Origin of the sequence: Variovorax sp. RTB1 (assembly GCF_035018765.1) — a bacterium.
Taxonomy (GTDB): Bacteria; Pseudomonadota; Gammaproteobacteria; order Burkholderiales; family Burkholderiaceae_C; genus Variovorax.
Genome location: NZ_JASJXG010000056.1, coordinates 1 through 16,343, shown reverse-complemented (window position 1 = coordinate 16,343; position 16,343 = coordinate 1). Strand labels below are relative to the sequence as shown.

At 64.6% G+C, this 16,343-nt stretch carries 11 protein-coding genes; 5 read left to right on the top strand and 6 right to left on the bottom strand.

Annotated elements, in window-relative coordinates:
- Window positions 1–70 precede the first annotated feature (70 nt).
- Window positions 71–6,127 carry an alpha-2-macroglobulin family protein gene (locus tag QN397_RS23325; protein WP_323502021.1) on the bottom strand — a complete coding sequence of 2,019 codons (6,057 nt, stop codon included), beginning with the start codon at window positions 6,125–6,127 and terminating at the stop codon, window positions 71–73.
- Between the two features lie 58 nt (window positions 6,128–6,185).
- Between QN397_RS23325 and opgC the strand changes: the two genes are divergently transcribed.
- Window positions 6,186–7,370 carry an OpgC domain-containing protein gene (opgC, locus tag QN397_RS23320; protein WP_323497583.1) on the top strand — a complete coding sequence of 395 codons (1,185 nt, stop codon included), beginning with the start codon at window positions 6,186–6,188 and terminating at the stop codon, window positions 7,368–7,370.
- On the opposite strand, the gene QN397_RS23315 is transcribed toward opgC, so the two are convergent.
- From QN397_RS23315 to argH, 4 genes are all read right to left on the bottom strand, one after another.
- On the bottom strand, window positions 7,297–8,124 hold the full coding sequence (locus tag QN397_RS23315) for an SGNH/GDSL hydrolase family protein (protein WP_323497582.1): 828 nt from the start codon (window positions 8,122–8,124) through the stop codon (window positions 7,297–7,299). The genes opgC and QN397_RS23315 overlap by 74 nt on opposite strands.
- A 4-nt stretch (window positions 8,125–8,128) precedes the next feature.
- On the bottom strand, window positions 8,129–8,887 hold the full coding sequence (locus tag QN397_RS23310; protein ID WP_323497581.1) for an anti-sigma factor domain-containing protein: 759 nt from the start codon (window positions 8,885–8,887) through the stop codon (window positions 8,129–8,131).
- A 31-nt stretch (window positions 8,888–8,918) separates the two neighbouring features.
- Window positions 8,919–9,494 carry a sigma-70 family RNA polymerase sigma factor gene (locus tag QN397_RS23305; RefSeq protein WP_323502020.1) on the bottom strand — a complete coding sequence of 192 codons (576 nt, stop codon included), beginning with the start codon at window positions 9,492–9,494 and terminating at the stop codon, window positions 8,919–8,921.
- Window positions 9,495–9,607: 113 nt separating this feature from the next.
- Window positions 9,608–11,023, bottom strand: coding sequence for an argininosuccinate lyase (argH, locus tag QN397_RS23300; RefSeq protein WP_323497579.1), 1,416 nt, complete (start codon window positions 11,021–11,023; stop codon window positions 9,608–9,610).
- A gap of 118 nt (window positions 11,024–11,141) precedes the next feature.
- Between argH and QN397_RS23295 the strand changes: the two genes are divergently transcribed.
- From QN397_RS23295 to QN397_RS23285, 3 genes are read left to right on the top strand one after another with little or no spacing between them, the layout of a single operon-like run.
- Window positions 11,142–12,197, top strand: a complete 1,056-nt coding sequence (locus QN397_RS23295) for a sensor histidine kinase (RefSeq protein ID WP_323497578.1) — start codon at window positions 11,142–11,144, stop codon at window positions 12,195–12,197.
- Window positions 12,198–12,246: 49 nt separating this feature from the next.
- Window positions 12,247–12,993 (top strand): LytTR family DNA-binding domain-containing protein, encoded by a 747-nt coding sequence (locus tag QN397_RS23290; RefSeq protein WP_323497577.1) that lies wholly within the window; start codon window positions 12,247–12,249, stop codon window positions 12,991–12,993.
- Window positions 12,990–14,225, top strand: coding sequence for an AI-2E family transporter (locus tag QN397_RS23285; protein ID WP_416352193.1), 1,236 nt, complete (start codon window positions 12,990–12,992; stop codon window positions 14,223–14,225). The genes QN397_RS23290 and QN397_RS23285 overlap by 4 nt, the downstream gene beginning before the upstream one ends.
- On the opposite strand, the gene QN397_RS23280 is transcribed toward QN397_RS23285, so the two are convergent.
- The gene (locus tag QN397_RS23280) at window positions 14,200–14,871 is read right to left on the bottom strand and encodes a hypothetical protein (protein ID WP_323497576.1); all 672 of its coding nucleotides are present in this window, start codon (window positions 14,869–14,871) and stop codon (window positions 14,200–14,202) included. The two genes, QN397_RS23285 and QN397_RS23280, sit on opposite strands and share 26 nt — an antisense overlap.
- A 531-nt stretch (window positions 14,872–15,402) precedes the next feature.
- Here QN397_RS23280 and QN397_RS23275 point away from each other — a divergent pair.
- Window positions 15,403–16,343: CHASE2 domain-containing protein (locus tag QN397_RS23275; protein ID WP_323502019.1), on the top strand; the 941-nt coding region annotated here is incomplete at its 3' end.

The window sequence follows — 16,343 nt, the reverse complement described above, 5'->3', positions numbered from 1 at the left end:
GAGTTGAAACAGAAAGCCTTTCTGCTTTCTGCTGGCTCTCCGGTCCGGACCGGTGCCGGATGTAAACCTTTTACTTCGCTTGTTCCACCTTCACCCGCGCATTCGGCATTTCGCCGAACATCTCGGGCGCATACATCGCCTCGACGCGGCTTGGCGGCAGCGCGAAGTCGCCGACGTTGTTCAGGCGCACGGTGTACTCCATCTTGACCACGCCCTTCGGCATGTACTCGTAGTAGCTGCGGAAGGCTTCGAAGCTGCGTTCTTCAAAAGCCGCCCAACCCGCGCCGTTCTTCTTTTCGCCTTGCGTGGCGATCTGCGAATCGCGGCCGAGGCCACCGCCGAGGATGGTCGCGCCACCGGGAATCGGGTCGCTGATGACGACCCAGGTCATGTCGGCACTGGCGTTCACTTCTAGGGCGATGCGCAGGATGTCGCCGCGGGTGTAGACCCCTGGCGTGGCCTGCTCGACCGGCGTGATGGTCTTCTTGATCTGGTAGCCGGCCGCGAACGGCGCCTTGAGTTGGACCGCGGCGATCGACTGCAGCGTGAGCCACGGCTTGCCGGTGCCTTGCTGCGTCACCAGAAGCGTGTCGTGCGAAGCAGGCGTGACTGCCTCTGCGGCTGCGCCGGCGACTGCTGGTGTCGCTGCCGGCCACGGCAGGAACATGCTGTTGTTGCGCAGGTTGCCAGGCGAGGCGGGCGCGCCGAAGAACGTCCTTTGGTTCGGTACGCCGGCCGCATCGCTCGCCTTCACACGCTCGACCTTGCTCCAGTCGACCTGCGCCTTGATGGTGCCGAGCGTCGCCGCGGTGATGCCGGTCACCGGCGCGCTCTCGAAGGCCTTGGAGAATTTCTCCAGCGCGAGGCCGCCCCACAGATTGGCGGTGGTCGTGTGCCAGGCACCGTTCTGCTGGCGGCCGATGAAGCCGTTGGCCAGCTTGCCGATGTCGTCTTTCCATGCCGGGTCGTCCATCACGCTCAAAAGCAGGCGCGCGGTGTTGACATCGCCATTGGTCATGAGCCACCACCAGTAGTCGTCCTGCTCGGTGCTGAAGATGAGCTTGGTGCCCTGGTAGCTCAGGCGCGCCTTCAGCACGTTGTTCGCTTCGGCCAGGCGCTGCTGCCGCTGCGGCACATCGGCCACGCGCTTCAGGATGCTCATCCAGTCGATGACCGCGCTGGTCGGCCACTGGTTGGGCGCGATGGTGATGCTGGTCGTCATGCGGCCCTGCGCCTTGCCGTAGCGCGACAGCGCCTCGAGCGCCGCGAGCTTACGCACATCCAGGTCTTTGCGCGGGCTCCAGAACTCGCGCTGGATCTTGCCTTCGACGAAGGCGATCAAGCCGGCAAGCATCGGCGCTGCGACGTCGTCGGGCAAGGCGAAGGCAGGGTTGAGCGCAGCTGCTTCCTGCGTCGCCGCCAGCAGGTACGAGGTCAGGATGTCGCTGCCGCGATTCGCCTCGCCGTCGCGTGGCGGAAAGTAGTTGGCGAGGCCGTCGCTGTCGAGGTAGCTCGGGATCTGCGCGACCACGCCTTGCCACAGCTTGCCGTCGCGCAGTCCGACCGATTTACTGGTCTTCTGCTCGAGACAAATGAAGGGGTAGTTGGCGAAATAGTCGCGCACGCCGGGCAGGCCTTCGGCCAGCTTGGGTTGCAACGACATCTTCAACCCGCCGCGGCCGGGCAAGGCGTCGGCAGGCATCGCGACGTCGAGCGTGAAGGGCCCATCGAGCTGGACCAGCGTCGCTTGCTGCACCGTCAACGGCACCGCTGGAATGATGCGTTGCCGCACCTTCAATGCATCGCGTGCGGCGCTGTTTCCGGTACTGCCGGTACTGCCGGCGGTGATGTCCCTGGCCTCGATCTCCCACAGGATCGCCTCGGCCCGCGTTTGCGCGAGTTGCGCCGGCGCGGTCACCATCCACGCGACTTCACGCGATTCGCCGGCGGGGATGTCGACCGTTTGCGGCGCCAGCGTGAGCAACGTCGCACGCGGTGCCGCCTCGACCTTCATCGGCTTCTGCGTGGTGTTGCGCAGGGTGAACTGCGCGCGGAACTGATCGTCTTCGCGCACCAGCGGCGGCAGGCCACTGATGATCTGCAGGTCTTGCGTGGCCTGGACCGTGGTCTGGCCCGTGCCGAAAAGTCCGGTGCCTGCATCGGCCACCGCGACGATGCGGAAGGTCGTCAGCGCATCGTTGAGCGGCACCGTCACCACGGCCTGGCCGTTGGCATCCAGCACCACGCGCGGGTTCCACAAAAGCAGCGTGTCGAGCAGCTCGCGCGCTGCGCCCTTGCCGCCACCGCCGCCGGCCGGCACGGCCTTGCGCCCGTAGTGCCGGCGCCCGACGATTTCCATTTGCGCCGTCGAGGTGCTCACGCCCCAGCTGCGCCGTTGCAGCATCGCTTCGAGCAGGTTCCAGCTGTCGTTGGGCATCAGTTCGAGGAGCGCCTGGTCGACCGCGGCCAGGGCCACTTCGGCGCCTGCGGCCGGTTTGCCATCGGGCAGCTTGCCTGTGATGGTCACTTGCGCCTTGCCACGCACGGGGTAGCTCGGCTTGTCGCTCGTCACCTTCACGTCGATCTGGTGCGCACGCGTGCCGACACGAATCTCGGCCAGGCCCAGTCGATAGGCCGGCTTGCTCAGGTCGACCATCGCCGTCGGCGCGACGTACTCCTTGCCCTCGTACCAAAAAGCGGTCCACCACTCGCGCGGCGCCTTGAAGCCCCAGGTGAAGAAGCTGTACCACGGCACTTCACGCAGGCGGCCGCGTAACGCGAGCACGCTCACATAGGCGTTCGGTCCCCACTCGGACTTGACTGTGAGGCTCACTGTCGGGTCTTGCCCGTTAAGTTGAACCACGTGCGTTTCGATGATGCCCTCCCGCTCTACCGAGACCAGCGCGGTCGCAAAGCGGAATGGCATGCGCACCTGGAACTTGGCGACCTCGCCCGGCTGGTAGCTCTTCTTTTCGGGCAGCACGTCGATGCGGTCGTTGTCTTCGCCGCCAAACCAGATTTCTCCCTGCTTGGTCACGTACACCGAGTTGGCGGCGACGCTGGCGTTGCCATCCTTGTCCTTTGCGCTGACGATGAGTTCGACACGTCCCGGCTCGGTCAGCGATGCATCGCACAGCAGCAGGCCACGGCTGTCGCTCTTGCCGCTGCACACGGTGCCAAGATCCTTGGTTTCGGTCTTGTTGTCGTAGGTATAGAAGCCGCCGACCATGCGCTTCCGACTGCTGGTCGTGATGCGCGCGACGGCCTTGACGTCGAGCGCGACGTCGGCTTGCGGTTTGCCGCTCAGGTCGAGTGCGAGTGCCTGGAACTTGAGCTTCTGGCCGACCGAGATCCAGCTCTCGGTCTTGACGCCGGCAATCACTGCGGCGGGCCACAGGGTCTGCGTGCTGCGGATGGTTTGCACCTCGCCGTTCGGGTCGGCGTAAGTGGCCTCGAGCAGCAGTTCGCGCGGTGCGATGTTCTTAGGAACTTTGTCGACCGTCACCTTGCCGGCACCGTTCTTGTCGAGCGTCACCGGCAGCTTGTCCGCGATGACGCGCGCGTCTTGCGATGCGTCGGCTTCTTCATCGGCACCGGCGGCCGAAGCGTCCTGTTTTTGCGGCGGCGTGAAGGTAAAGCTGTCGTAGTCGCCGAAGCTTAGGTTCTTGCCACGCACCAGCGCCGACACGCGCACCGGCAGGTTGGCCGCGCCGCCGCCCGCCACGTAGTTGATCTGCACGTCGGTCGGCACCGTGGTCGCGTTGACCAGCGGCTTCTTGTCGGTCGGCGTGACCCGGCCTTCGAGCACCGGCAGGCGGAACTCTTCGACGCGGAACGAGCCGGTCGATAGGGCGCGGCTGTCGTCGTCGCTCTCGCCGCCGGACTTTCCGACTTTTGCTTTTCCACCCGAAAGCGCCACTGTGTACAGCCCGAGCTTGGCCGCTGGCGGAATGGCGAAGGTGTTCTCTGCACTGCGTCCGCCCGTCGCGGTCTTGCGCCAGGTGATCGGCTGGTCGTAGTCCTGCCCGCTGCCGACGTGGGTGATGACCAGCGTGTCGGGCAGGTCGTCCGTTACGCCGAAGCCGGCGCTGGTCTGCGTGCGCATCAGGTGCTTCATCGACACCGTCTCGCCGGCGCGCAACAGCGTGCGGTCGAAAAGGGTGTGGGCCACGCGATCGGGCTCGGCCTGCAGGCTGGTCGGTACGTTGAAGCGATAGGGCTCGATGCCGCGCTGCCAGTCGGTCCAGGTGAAGGCGAGATCGTCGCCGGCGCGTGCGCTGACAAAATAGGCGCCGGTGCCGTAGTCGTTGCCGTCGCTGTTGCCGTCAATGCTCCCGGCGCCGTTGCACTTCGGCGCGTCCGGCGAGATGCCCTTCAGCGTGACGACACCGCTCGCATCGGTGGTGCCGGTCGCGACTTCCTTGCCGCGGCAATCGGACACGCGCACCTTCGCGTTGGCGACGACTTGGCCCTTGTCGAGCGTTGTCACCCAGGCCAGCGCGTTCTCGCGGCCGAGCTTGAAGTGCACCGCCAGATTGGTGGCCAGCGCGGTGGTGCGCACGTACATCGTGCGGCCCGCGCCATAGCGCTCGTCGAGCAGCGAATCACCCAGCTTTTGAGAGGCGATCTCCAGCACGTGGAAGCCCGGCGTGAGCGGGATGCCGATCACTTCGAAAGGACGAGGATCACCGCCTTCGGTCTTCGGCATGTCGAGCGTCTTCACGCCGACTTGTCCGCTGAGCAGCGACAGCATGCGCGTCTGCACGTTGTCTTTTTCGTCCTTGTCGATCACCTTGGGCAGCGCACCCTTTGTGTCGGCACGCGCCAGCTTGCGGTCGACCGTGTAGCTGTTGTCGTAGAACCTGACCTTGCGATACCAGGCGATGATCTCGGCATCGGTCTGCGGGTTCATGTCGCTGACCTTGCCAGGCGTCAAAGCGTTGACCCGCAGGGCGGGCTCGACACGTCGCACCGTCACCGGCATCAGCGCCACACCGCCGGGTTCGGCAAAGCGCTCGATCACGCCGAAGGGCGAGGCGGCGAACTTGGCGAGTGGCGGCATCAGACCAGTGGCCGTTTTCATCGGGAAGCTGCCCGGCGCTGCGAGCGCGCGGCCCGATGCATCGACGAACTTCGCGGGCAGCGCGATGGTGAAGGGCGTGCTCTCGGCAAAAGGCGGCGCAAAGGCGACGGACTCGACCACCGTATCGTCGTCGGCGTTGTCCTCGTCGGCCTTCGGCATGAGGGTCTTGTCGCGGCCCTTCATCGTGATCTGCATTGCCAGCTTGCGCGCCACCGGCGCGTTGAAGCGCAATTCCATCGGGCGCAACGGCAGGCAGGCCGCCTGCGCGTTCTCGCGCTCGCAGGTGAACGACACCGCGAACGGTTCGCGCACTTCGAAGGCGAATCGCTTTTCGATCGTGTTGGCAATGCCCGACGGCGTCGCCACGCCTTTGCCGTAGACGATCTGCACGCGGCTTGCCGGCGTCAACGTGCGGTTGCATTGCATCGTGACGAAGCGCAGCGGCTCCTTCTCGGCGGCCTTGTCCTGCCCGAACGACTTGAGCAGGCCGGTACGGTCTGCCCCTTCGATCAGGCGCACCGGCACGCGTTCACCGACGCCATCGACTGCGCACCAGACGTTCTGGCGGACGCTGGCCAGCGTGGCCGGGCCGCTGAGTTCGAGCGCGAAGAGTTGTTGCTCGTCGATCTTTCCGTAGCTCGGCTGCACGTTGCGCACGAACGGGCCCCCGCTGTTGAACTGGTAGCGCTCCGGGCCGGTCAGGTCGGCCCCGGTACCCGACTTGAAATCGGCGATGCGCGTGACCGTGCAGCGCACGCCGGGCGGCAGATCGTTCTCGAAGTCGTAGACCCATTGCTTCTCGCCGGTCCAGCGACCGGTGCCCTTGCCTGCGGCGGCGTCGGTGCAACTCACCACGAGCGGCGCGGGTGCTTTGGGGTCGCCGAACTTGACTGCGGGCTGATCGAACTTGGCGACGATCTGGCGCACACGCGCCACTTCGCCTTGGGGCGTGAGACTGCTGATCTGCAGCGCGTGGGCGGGTAACGCCATCATGGCCAGCGAGACGCCTGTGCCCAGCGCCCATTTGGAAAGCAATCGGTTCATCGGGTTCCTCCCTCTTTGTGGGCCGCAGCGTAGCCGATTCATACAATCGACGCGACCAATGAAACGCCTCTGGGAAATCGATGCACTGCGCGGGCTGATGCTCGTGCTGATGACCGTCACCCACTTGCCGACACGGCTCACCGACCCGCTCGGCCAGCCTTTCGGTTTTGTCTCTGCGGCGGAGGGTTTCGTGCTGTTGTCGGCCTTTGTGTCGGGGCTGGTGTACAGCCGCATCGGTTACAGCCAGGGCGTGGATCCGATGCGGCGTGCCTTCTGGAAGCGCGCGCTCAAGGTTTATCTGAGCCAAGCCGCAACGCTGCTGTTTCTGTTCTTCGTGATCACCGCGGTGAGCCTGCGCATCGACCAGGCGGCGGTGAAGAACCTGGTGTCGTACTACCTCGCGCAGCCGCATCGAGGCTTCATCTACAGCCTGCTGCTGATCTACGAACCGGCGCTGCTCGACATCTTGCCGATGTACATCTTTTTCATGCTGTTGAGCCCGTGGGTCATGGCCTTCGGCCTGCGCCACGGCTGGCTCGGCGTGATGGCGATGAGCACGGCGCTCTGGGTGCTTGCGCAGTTAGGGCTGAGCGAATGGATCTATGCCTTCACCGTGCACTGGACGGGCTTGCCGGTGCCGTTCCAGGAAATGGGCGCGTTCAACACCTTCGGCTGGCAGTTCCTGTGGTTTACCGGGCTGTGGCTGGGCGCCAGCCGCAACGCGCCCGATGCCAGGCCGTTACGCTTTCCGTCATGGCTGGTGTCGCTCGCGGCGGTGGTCGCGCTGTACGGCCTGGTGTGGCGGCACTTCGGCGCGCACGGGCAGGCGCCTTTTGGCGGCGATGTCGAACTCAACCTGCTGTTCGACAAGTGGCAGCTCGGCCCGCTGCGCCTGCTCGACCTGGCTGCGCTGGGCATCCTCGCGGTGCGCTTCGGGCCCGCCATCATCGAACGCCTGCCGCGCTTTCGATGGCTCGAGGCGATGGGCTCCGCGTCGTTGCCGGTTTTTTGCGCGCACCTGGTCGCGGTGCTCACGGTGCTGGCTTTCTACGGTGACAGCCAGACCGCCCGGCCCTGGTGGGGCGACGCCTTGTTGTTGCTCGCGGTGTTCGGCTGGCTCTACGCGGTGGCGTGGGCGGTGTTGCGCTGGGACCGGCGCAAGTCAGCCGTCAACGCGGCGGCGCGGCTGCCGTCGGCGATGTCACGATTGCAGAATCCGGCGGCACCAGATGCGAAGCGATGAGCGACTGCCACAGCGCATAGCCGGTCGCGTTCATGTGCAGCTGGTCGCCGCGAAAGAGCTCGGTTCGCGGGCGTCCATCGGCACCCAGCATGGGAGTGAACACGTCGACGTAATCGCTGTTGCCCAACGTGCGCAGATACGCTGAGACGATGTTGTTGGTCTCGCGGACCTGCGGCAAGACCTTCTCGCGCGACGGGCTCGGCTTGACCGAAATGAAGGTGATGCGCGCATCCGGGGCGTCGGCCCGCACCGCATTGGCAAAACGCGCAAAGCTGTGCAGCACTTGCAGCGGCGTTTGGCCTTCGACGAGGTCGTTGTCGCCAGCATAGACCACCACCTGCCTCGGTTTGTATTGGCCGACGAGCTGATGCTCGAGCACGCTGTGCTCGGCCAGTGTCGAGCCGCCCACGCCGCGCTGGATCACATTGGGAACCTGCGAAAAGTCTTGCGCCAGATGCGGCCACAGGCGGATGGTCGAGCTGCCGACGAACACCACACCCTCGAGCGGCGGCGGTTGTGCGTGGTCGGCGGCTGCGATAGCGTCCAGCTCCTGACGCCACCGTGCGTGCGCGGCCAAGGATTGCGTGGCCGTGGCTTGCTCGGCGGCAGTAACCGCCGCATCTGCTGCGGCTGCGTCCGCGATGGACTTGGTGACGGGCTGCGCGTAGAGATTCGTCGCGCCCAGCAGGAATGCGCACGAGAACGACAGGGCAAGCTGCAGCTTCAGTCGCTGCCCGTGCGCGATCAAGCGCATCGCATCACAGCATTTTCTCGATCAGCGCACCCTTGAACAGCACCGGGCCGGTCGGTCCGCTGCCGGGTGGCACGCCGCCTCGCGGCTCCAGGGTGATCGCCAGTGTCGGCACGGCCTGCATCTCCGATGCCGAGGCCGCGAGCTTCAGGGCCGGCTGGTCGCCCAGCACGCCGAGTGACCGCGGCGCGGCGCCCGGTGGCAAGGCCCAGAGTTGCAGCGAGTGGTCGGCGGCTGTTTGGTAGCTGCCCACGCGCTGCAGCACCAGCTGACGGCTCTTTGGATCGAAGGTGACGAGCATCGACGCGGCGGACTTGTCGTCTTGCAGCACGGCCACGTACTGCACGGCCGGCGCATTGCGCAGCTCATCGCGCAGGTTGATGCCGACGACCACCGCCAGCACCGTGGCCAAAGCGCCAGCGGCCGCGGCACTGCGCCACAACGCCAGGCTGCGCAGCCAGCCGACCGGACCGACAGCCGCCGGGATGGCTGCAGCCGCAGATCGCTGCCGTTGCATGGCGTGATCGCTTTGTTCGGCCTCGATCATGTTGCGAATGCGTGTCCACACAGCGGGGTCGGGCGTGACCGATGCCTGCAACTCGGTCATGCTGGACAGGCGGCTCTGCCAGACCAGCGCCGCGGCGCGCACTGGTGCCTGCTCCCGCGCAATCGATTCGAAACGGCGCCGGGCGCCGCCACGCAGCGTGCCGAGCGCGTGGCTTGCAGCCAGCAGCTCGAGCAATTCAGGATGCGAAGAAAGGTTCATGGATAAGTCCCTGTGCGTCTCATGTTTTGCTTCAGGCGAAGCGGCCCATACAGACGCGCAGCTTCTCGAGGCCGCGGCGAATCCAGGTTTTGACGGTGCCGAGCGGCAGCTTGAGCTGCTCGGCCAGTTCACTGTGGCTCAAGTCGCGCAGGTAAGCCAGGCTCACCACCTCGCGTTGCCGGCCTTCGAGTTGGCTCAGGCACTGATGCAAGGCCCACGCCTGCTCGCTCGCATCGGCTATCGCGGAAGGGTCCGGCGCATCCGACTGCATCGTGCCCTCCATGATCTCGTCGAACTCCTGCGTGAGATGGGCGCGATCGGCGGTGCGCTTGCGCAGCAGGTCGAGCGCCCGGCTGCGCACGATCAGCCCCATCCACGCCATCGGCGGGCTCAGCGTGGCACGGTAGTCGCCCGCAACGCGCCAGATGGTCATGAAAGCCTCCTGCACCACGTCTTCGGCCCACTCGCGCTGGCGCACGACGCGCAGTGCGAGCCCGAAGAGTTTGGGCGCGGTGCGGTCATACAGAAGGCGCAATGCCGTCTCGTCGCGCTGGCCGACACGGTCGATCAACGCCATCAGTTCGGCGTCGGGGCTGAGTGCTGTCATTGGCGAATTGTCGAACATGGGGCGTCATGTAGAAGGTACGAGCGGGCTTGCGTGTCGGATTCAGCGTGCCACATGTTGCACCGAGGCGTGCAAACGCGACGCTTTGAAGGTGATCAGCCCAGGCGTGCGCGGTGCCTTGCGATTTGCGCCCGCACCTGCACCGGGGCCGTGCCGCCGAGCGTGTTGCGTGCGTTGAGCGAGCCGCGCAGGCTCAGCACGTCGTACACATCTTTTTCGATGTTCGGGTTGAACTGCTGCAGCACCGTGAGTGGCAACTCCGACAAGTCGACCTTGTGCGATATGGCCGCCTTGACCGCGTGCGCTACGGTTTCGTGCGCATCGCGAAACGGCAGGCCCTTCTTCACCAGATAGTCGGCGAGGTCGGTCGCGGTGGCGTAGCCGCGCAGCGCAGCGGCTTCCATCGCCTCCGGTTTGACGGTGATGCCGCCGATCATTTCGGCAAAGATGCGCAGCGTGTCTTTCAAGGTGTCGACCGTGTCGAACAGCGGTTCCTTGTCTTCCTGGTTGTCCTTGTTGTAGGCCAGCGGCTGGCCCTTCATCAGGGTGATGAGCGCCATCAGATGGCCGACCACGCGGCCGGTCTTGCCGCGCGCCAGTTCGGGAACATCCGGGTTTTTCTTCTGCGGCATGATCGACGAGCCGGTCGTGAAACGGTCGGCGATCTGGATGAACGCGAAGTTCTGGCTCATCCACAACACCAGCTCTTCGCTCATGCGGCTGATGTGCACCATGCACAGGCTGGCCGCAGCGGTGAACTCGATCGCAAAGTCGCGGTCGCTCACTGCGTCGAGGCTGTTCTGGCAGACGTTGGCATGGCCGTGCTCGTCGACCATACCGAGCGTCTTAGCGACCATCTCGCGATCGAGCGGGTAGCTGGTACCGGCCAGTGCGGCGGCGCCCAGCGGCAGCCAGTTGACGCGCTTTCGCACGTCGAGCATGCGGGCCGCATCGCGGGCGAACATCTCGACATAGGCCAGCATGTGGTGGCCGAAGCTCACCGGCTGGGCCACCTGCAAATGGGTGAAGCCAGGCAGGATGACCTCGACATTCTTGTCGGCAATGTCGACCAGCGCCTTCTGAAATTCGATCAGCAGGGCGGAGATCAGGTCGATCTCGCCACGCAGCCACAGGCGCACGTCGGTCGCGACCTGGTCGTTGCGGCTGCGGCCGGTGTGAAGGCGCTTGCCCGCATCTCCGACCAGCTGTGTCAAGCGTGCCTCGATGTTCAGGTGCACATCTTCGAGGTCCAGCTTCCATTCGAAAGCGCCGGATTCGATCTCGGCACGAATCTGTGTCATCCCGCTTTGAATCGCGGCGTGGTCCTGCGCGCCGATGACCTTTTGTGCGGCGAGCATTGCAGCATGCGCCAGCGACCCCTCTATGTCAGCCTCCCACATCCTTTTGTCGAAGAACACGCTGGAGGTGTAGCGCTTCACCAGATCGCTCATGGGTTCGGAGAAGAGAGCCGACCAGGCTTCGGATTTCTTGTCGAGTTGGTTTTGGGTCATACGGGCCTGTCGAGGGGCGTGCCGGGAGGCAATAATGGGTTAGTCACCCACCGTTTCTGCGATGCGCAACCCGTCGATTTTATCGGGCACCTCTCCCAAAACCGCAGCGGCAACGCTCATGAAGACGCGTGCGTCCGCAATGGCCTCTGCAGCGCGGTCGGCGGGAAGAGCGCCGAACGGTGGCGCTGCGCTGTTCGACGCCTGCCAGATCGGGGTGGTGCTGCGGGCCGTGCTTTTCGTCGAAGCGGTGGTGGCGATTGCCACGCTCTTCGTTGCACCGACTCCGGCCGACTGGCTCACCTTGGCGGCTACGGTCACGGGGGGCGCGTTGCCGGCCACGTTGCTGTGGCTGGTGTTGGCCTGTGCCTTGAAGAAGGTGCTCGGACGCCTGCCACGGCCCGCGCAGTACGCTGTCGGCAGCTTGCTTGGTTCGCTGTCGGCGCTCTATGGCTGCGGCCTGCTGCGCCTGACCGGCGTGCTGGCGTCGGCGCCGTGGATCGCCAGCGTGCTGGCCGGTGGGCTGTTCGCTGCGGTGGTGATGGTGACGCTGGTTCTGCGCGCCCGTGGTCGCACGCCGGCCGCCACCACGGCACGACTCGAAGAACTCCAAGCGCGCATTCGACCGCACTTCCTGTTCAACACGCTGAACAGTGCGATCGCCCTCGTACGCGACGAGCCGGCCAAAGCCGAAGCGATGCTGGAAGACCTGAGCGAGCTGTTTCGGCAAGCCTTGGCCGAGCCACGGGAGTCGGTCACGCTGGCCGACGAGATCGCGCTGGCCGAGCGCTATCTGGCGATCGAGCAGGTGCGCTTCGGCAATCGCTTGCGCATTCGCTGGGATCTGGATGCGGCAGCGAGTGGCGCGCGCCTGCCGCCCCTGCTGCTGCAGCCGCTGGTGGAGAACGCGGTCAAGCACGGCGTCGAGCCCAGTCCGGACGGCGCCAAGCTGCGAATTCGCACGGAACGGCGCGGCAGCATGGTGGTGATCGAGGTCATCAACAGCCTGCCGCCGTTGCGTTGGGCCGACCAGCCCCTGCCGCGCGGCCACGGCATTGCGCTGGACAACGTGCGCGACCGGTTGCGCCTGCTGCACGACATGCAGGCGCAGTTCAGCGCCGGGCTCGATCAGCAGAATTACCGCGTGCGCATCGCCATTCCGGCGGAAGCCGACTGACTTTCATGAACGGACGCCACTCCAAGAGCGCCGCAAGCGAGACGAACCGATGAACTTGAAGACTCTCATCGTCGACGATGAAGCGCTCGCACGATCGCGTCTGCGCACCTTGCTCGGCGAGTGCACTGAGCCGGGCGCCGAAGTGGTTGCGGAAGCGGCACAGGGCGCGGAAGCCCTGCAGCATCTGGCCAACACGCCCCTCGACCTGGTGCTGCTCGACATCCACATGCCGGGCATCGACGGACTCGAAGTCGCGCGCAGCCTGAAGGCGCGCAGCGACGCGCCAGCCGTGGTGTTCGTGACCGCGCACGCTGCGCATGCGGTAACCGCCTTCGAGCTCGATGCCGTCGACTACCTCACCAAGCCGGTGCGCGTCGAGCGCCTCCAGCAAGCGCTGCAAAAAGTCGAGCGCTACCTGAAAGACCGCCGCGGACAACAGCCCGAGGCGCCGCAAGAAACGTTGTTGATCCAGGACCGCGGCCGTGCCGAACGCGTGCCGCTGTCGGAGGTGCTGTACCTCAAGTCGGAGTACAAATACCTGACGGTGCGCACCGCCACACGCAGCCATATCCTGGACGGTTCGCTGGTCGAGTTCGAAGAGCGCTACGCCGACCGCTTCGTGCGCGTGCACCGCAACGCGCTGGTGTCGCGTGCGGCCATTCGCGCACTCGAGAAGTACGACGACGGTGAAGACATCGACGGCTGGGCCTTGCGCCTCGAAGGCATTCCAGAGCCGGTCGTCGTGTCTCGACGGCAACTCAGTGCCGTGCGCGAGGCGATGAAGGAAGCACCGTGACACCGCACGCCGCAGACGAGTCTCCGGTCGAACTGCCGGCAGTCATCGAGGCGGCGCTGGAACCGCTGATGGGGCCACCGCCTGAGGCACCGAGTTCTACTGAGGGAGCGAAGAAAAACGGTGAGCGCGTGCTGCTTCACATGCCGGTCGATGTGCGCAGTGCCTCGCTCGTGGTCCTGGCCGTGCTGGCCACGGTTTTTGCGTTGCAATGGGCTTCCGCGGTGTTCATTCCGCTGATGGTGAGCCTGCTGCTCACCTACGCTCTGGCGCCGCTCGTCACGCGACTCGAGCGGATAAAAATTTCTCGCTGGTTCGGTGCAGCCGCAATTCTGTTGATATTGGGCGGTGCGATCGCATGGACCACCTATTCCCTCGCCGGTAGCGCGTTACAGCTTGTCGACTCGCTTCCCCTTGCGGCGCAAAAGCTGCGGGCGCAAGTGCGTCAGGGCGCAGCCGCGCGCACCGGCACGCCACTCGACAGCGTGCAGCAGGCGGCTTCGCAACTGGAGCGGGCAGCCGAAGAAAATTCGGCCAAGGTCGCAAGCCGAACCGGCGCCACGCGCGTGGTCGTCGAGCGCCCGGCGTTCAATGTGCGGGACTACATGTGGACCGGGACCGTCGGGCTGCTATCGGCAACCGGGCAGCTCACCTTGGTGGTGTTTCTCACGTTCTTTGCGCTCGGGTCGGGCAATACATTCCGGCGCAAGCTGGTGAAGATCACCGGACCGAGCCTGGAGAAAAAGAAGATCACCGTGCACGTGCTGGACGACATGTCCAAGCAGATCGAGCGCTACCTGCTCGTCCAGATTTTCACCAGCGCATTGGTCGGCCTGGCGACCGGCTTGTCGTTCTGGGCGCTGGGGCTTGGCAATGCCGCGGTGTGGGGCATCCTGGCCGCTGTGACCAATCTCATCCCCTACATCGGCTCGGTGATCGTCATGGGCGCAGCGGGGCTGGTCGCCTTTTTGCAGTTCAACAGCATCCAGATGGCGCTCGTGATCGGCGGTGTCTCGCTGGTGATCCACACCCTCGTCGGCAATCTGCTGCTGCCGTTTTTGACCAGCCGCACCAGTCGCATGAACCCGCTCGCCGTCTTCGTCGGTGTGATCTTCTGGGGCTGGCTGTGGGGCGTGTGGGGCCTGTTGCTCGGCATCCCGATCATGATGGTCTTCAAGGCCGTCTGCGACCGCGTCGAAGACCTCCAGCCTATCGGTGAACTGCTGGGCGATTGACGTCGCTGGCGCGGTCGACGATGAAGCTCAGTGCGTGCCGGTAACTCGGCGTGTTGTTCTGGCCTGGCGCCGACGGTGCGGGCAGCGTAGTTTGCGATGCCGCCTTCACCGGCAATGTCACCCTGACCGTGCTGCGGTCGCCATCGAGCCCTTCGGTTTCGATGCGGAGGCCGACGATGCCATCGCCGCCTTTCAGTTGCGCCAGTGCGGCCCCGAGCGGCACTGCGCAGCTGTAGTGGCCGGGAGTCTTGCTGCCGCAGGCCGTGCGACCGGGCACATCTTTTGGCTCGCTTTGCGCTGAAGTCGAATACATGAAGACATTCACGTAACTCAACACGTCGGTCGCGACGAACATCAGCGACGCCTCCCTGGGGTCAGCGGCGCCAGCTGTCGGCTCCAGCTTTCTGGGAGAGACATCGAACACCACGAAAGGCGCATCGTTGGATGCATATTCGACCTTGGCGGGATAGGTTCCGAGGGCAGCAGCAAAGGCATTCGGATCGGCTGCGGGAGGCTTCGCAAAGCCTTTTTCAGCGGCATGCGTTCGTGGCGCTTTGCCCTGCGGTTTTACGCGTGCCGTCTCAGCCGCCGTAACGCTGAGTGGAAGAACAGTCGCCAGTGCCAACGCCGTGATCGTGCGCAACATGGAAGTCTCCGAAAGCTTTGCCGGAGTGTCCGCCTGCGGCGGCTTTCTGTCTCGACCGAAGGGTCAGGCTTAACCCTGTTGACGCGGTAACTTCGAGGGGCTGACTGCTGGGATGGCCTTCGTGCCGCTGATCTCAAGCCGGTGCCTGATGGCGATCGGCGCGTGAAGGATGTCATCAAGGACTGGGGCCTGAAGTGGCCTGAAAACGATTGAGCTTTGCAGCGCTGACGACGCCCCGCGGGGCCGGCCGGGCGGCCCCGCAGCAGAACCTGTCCGGTGAATGAGAGATGGTGCGCAACTCGGGCGGCATTGGCAGGCAGCGCACGTGACGCCATGGCGCAGATACTTGATCTAGAACAGGGTGTTCCCAGCACAACCTCGACCTTGCGGATGCCGCCGGGATTGAAAGCACGAAGGCGGTGGAACCTTGAGTAAGCGAGTTCCCGCTTCGGCATCGGTATGCGTAAACGCCTTAGCTTCCAAAGGACCTGTGGACAACGATGCCAGCGCACCATAAATTAGGATGATCAGATGGGGCCGGACATGCAATCAATTGAGCGTTGGGCAGCGCAAGTCTGGCCAGCACACGCAAAACTCATCCTTCGATTTGCGCTTGCTACGTTGTTTTCCTTGGCGCTTGTCTGGAAGATCGTGTCGCCGATTCCGACCATTGTGGATGGTCATTTCTACGACAGGGTCTTGGCCAGCTTCCCGGTACTCCCGCAATCCGCGGTTCAAATCATTTCAATTGATGAAGAGAGTATTAAAAAAATCGGGCCGTGGCCTTGGCCTGAAGCGGTGCACACCCAATTTCTGGAGCAGCTCGCTCAGCAGGCACCTGAGGGTGTAGTTCTCAATTTCCGTCTCGGCCTTCCCGCACAGACGGCGGACGACGATGCAGCGATGGAGCTTGCGCTGCGCAGATTGCGGGTCTTTTTCTTGGTGCAGGCCGCTCCCTCGCCCGCCGTACTGAAGCAAGACGCAGCTTTTCTCGAACGACGCAAGCGTTTCGCGTCCGCGGTCGCAGGTGTAGGCCATTCAACCCTCGCGCCCGACGGTGCGATTGAATCTTTGCGGTTCATCGACCTCTTCGCGCGGGGAGATGAAGGGACAAGTCCGTATGTGGGTGCGTTGATCAATCCGGTTCCGGCAGTGCAGAAGGCTGTTGCCAGAGGAACCAACTTGCACCTGGGAATTCCCTTTCACGGAGAACTAGCCCATCCGTCCATCTCTTACTCCGATGTGCTTGAAGGCAAGCTTCTCCCCGATCAACTCAAGGGCCGCACGATCGTGGTCGGGCCGTCGCGCAATGTCGCGCTGGGCACGCTAGCCGTACTTTGGTACGTCGCTACCGGCACCGGCACCGGCATAGGCACAGGCATAGGCACGGGCACGGGCACGACATTGGTCTCCTCAACGGAAGTCCACGCGAGCGCCATCGACGCGCTGCAGCAAGGCCGCTACATCCTGGG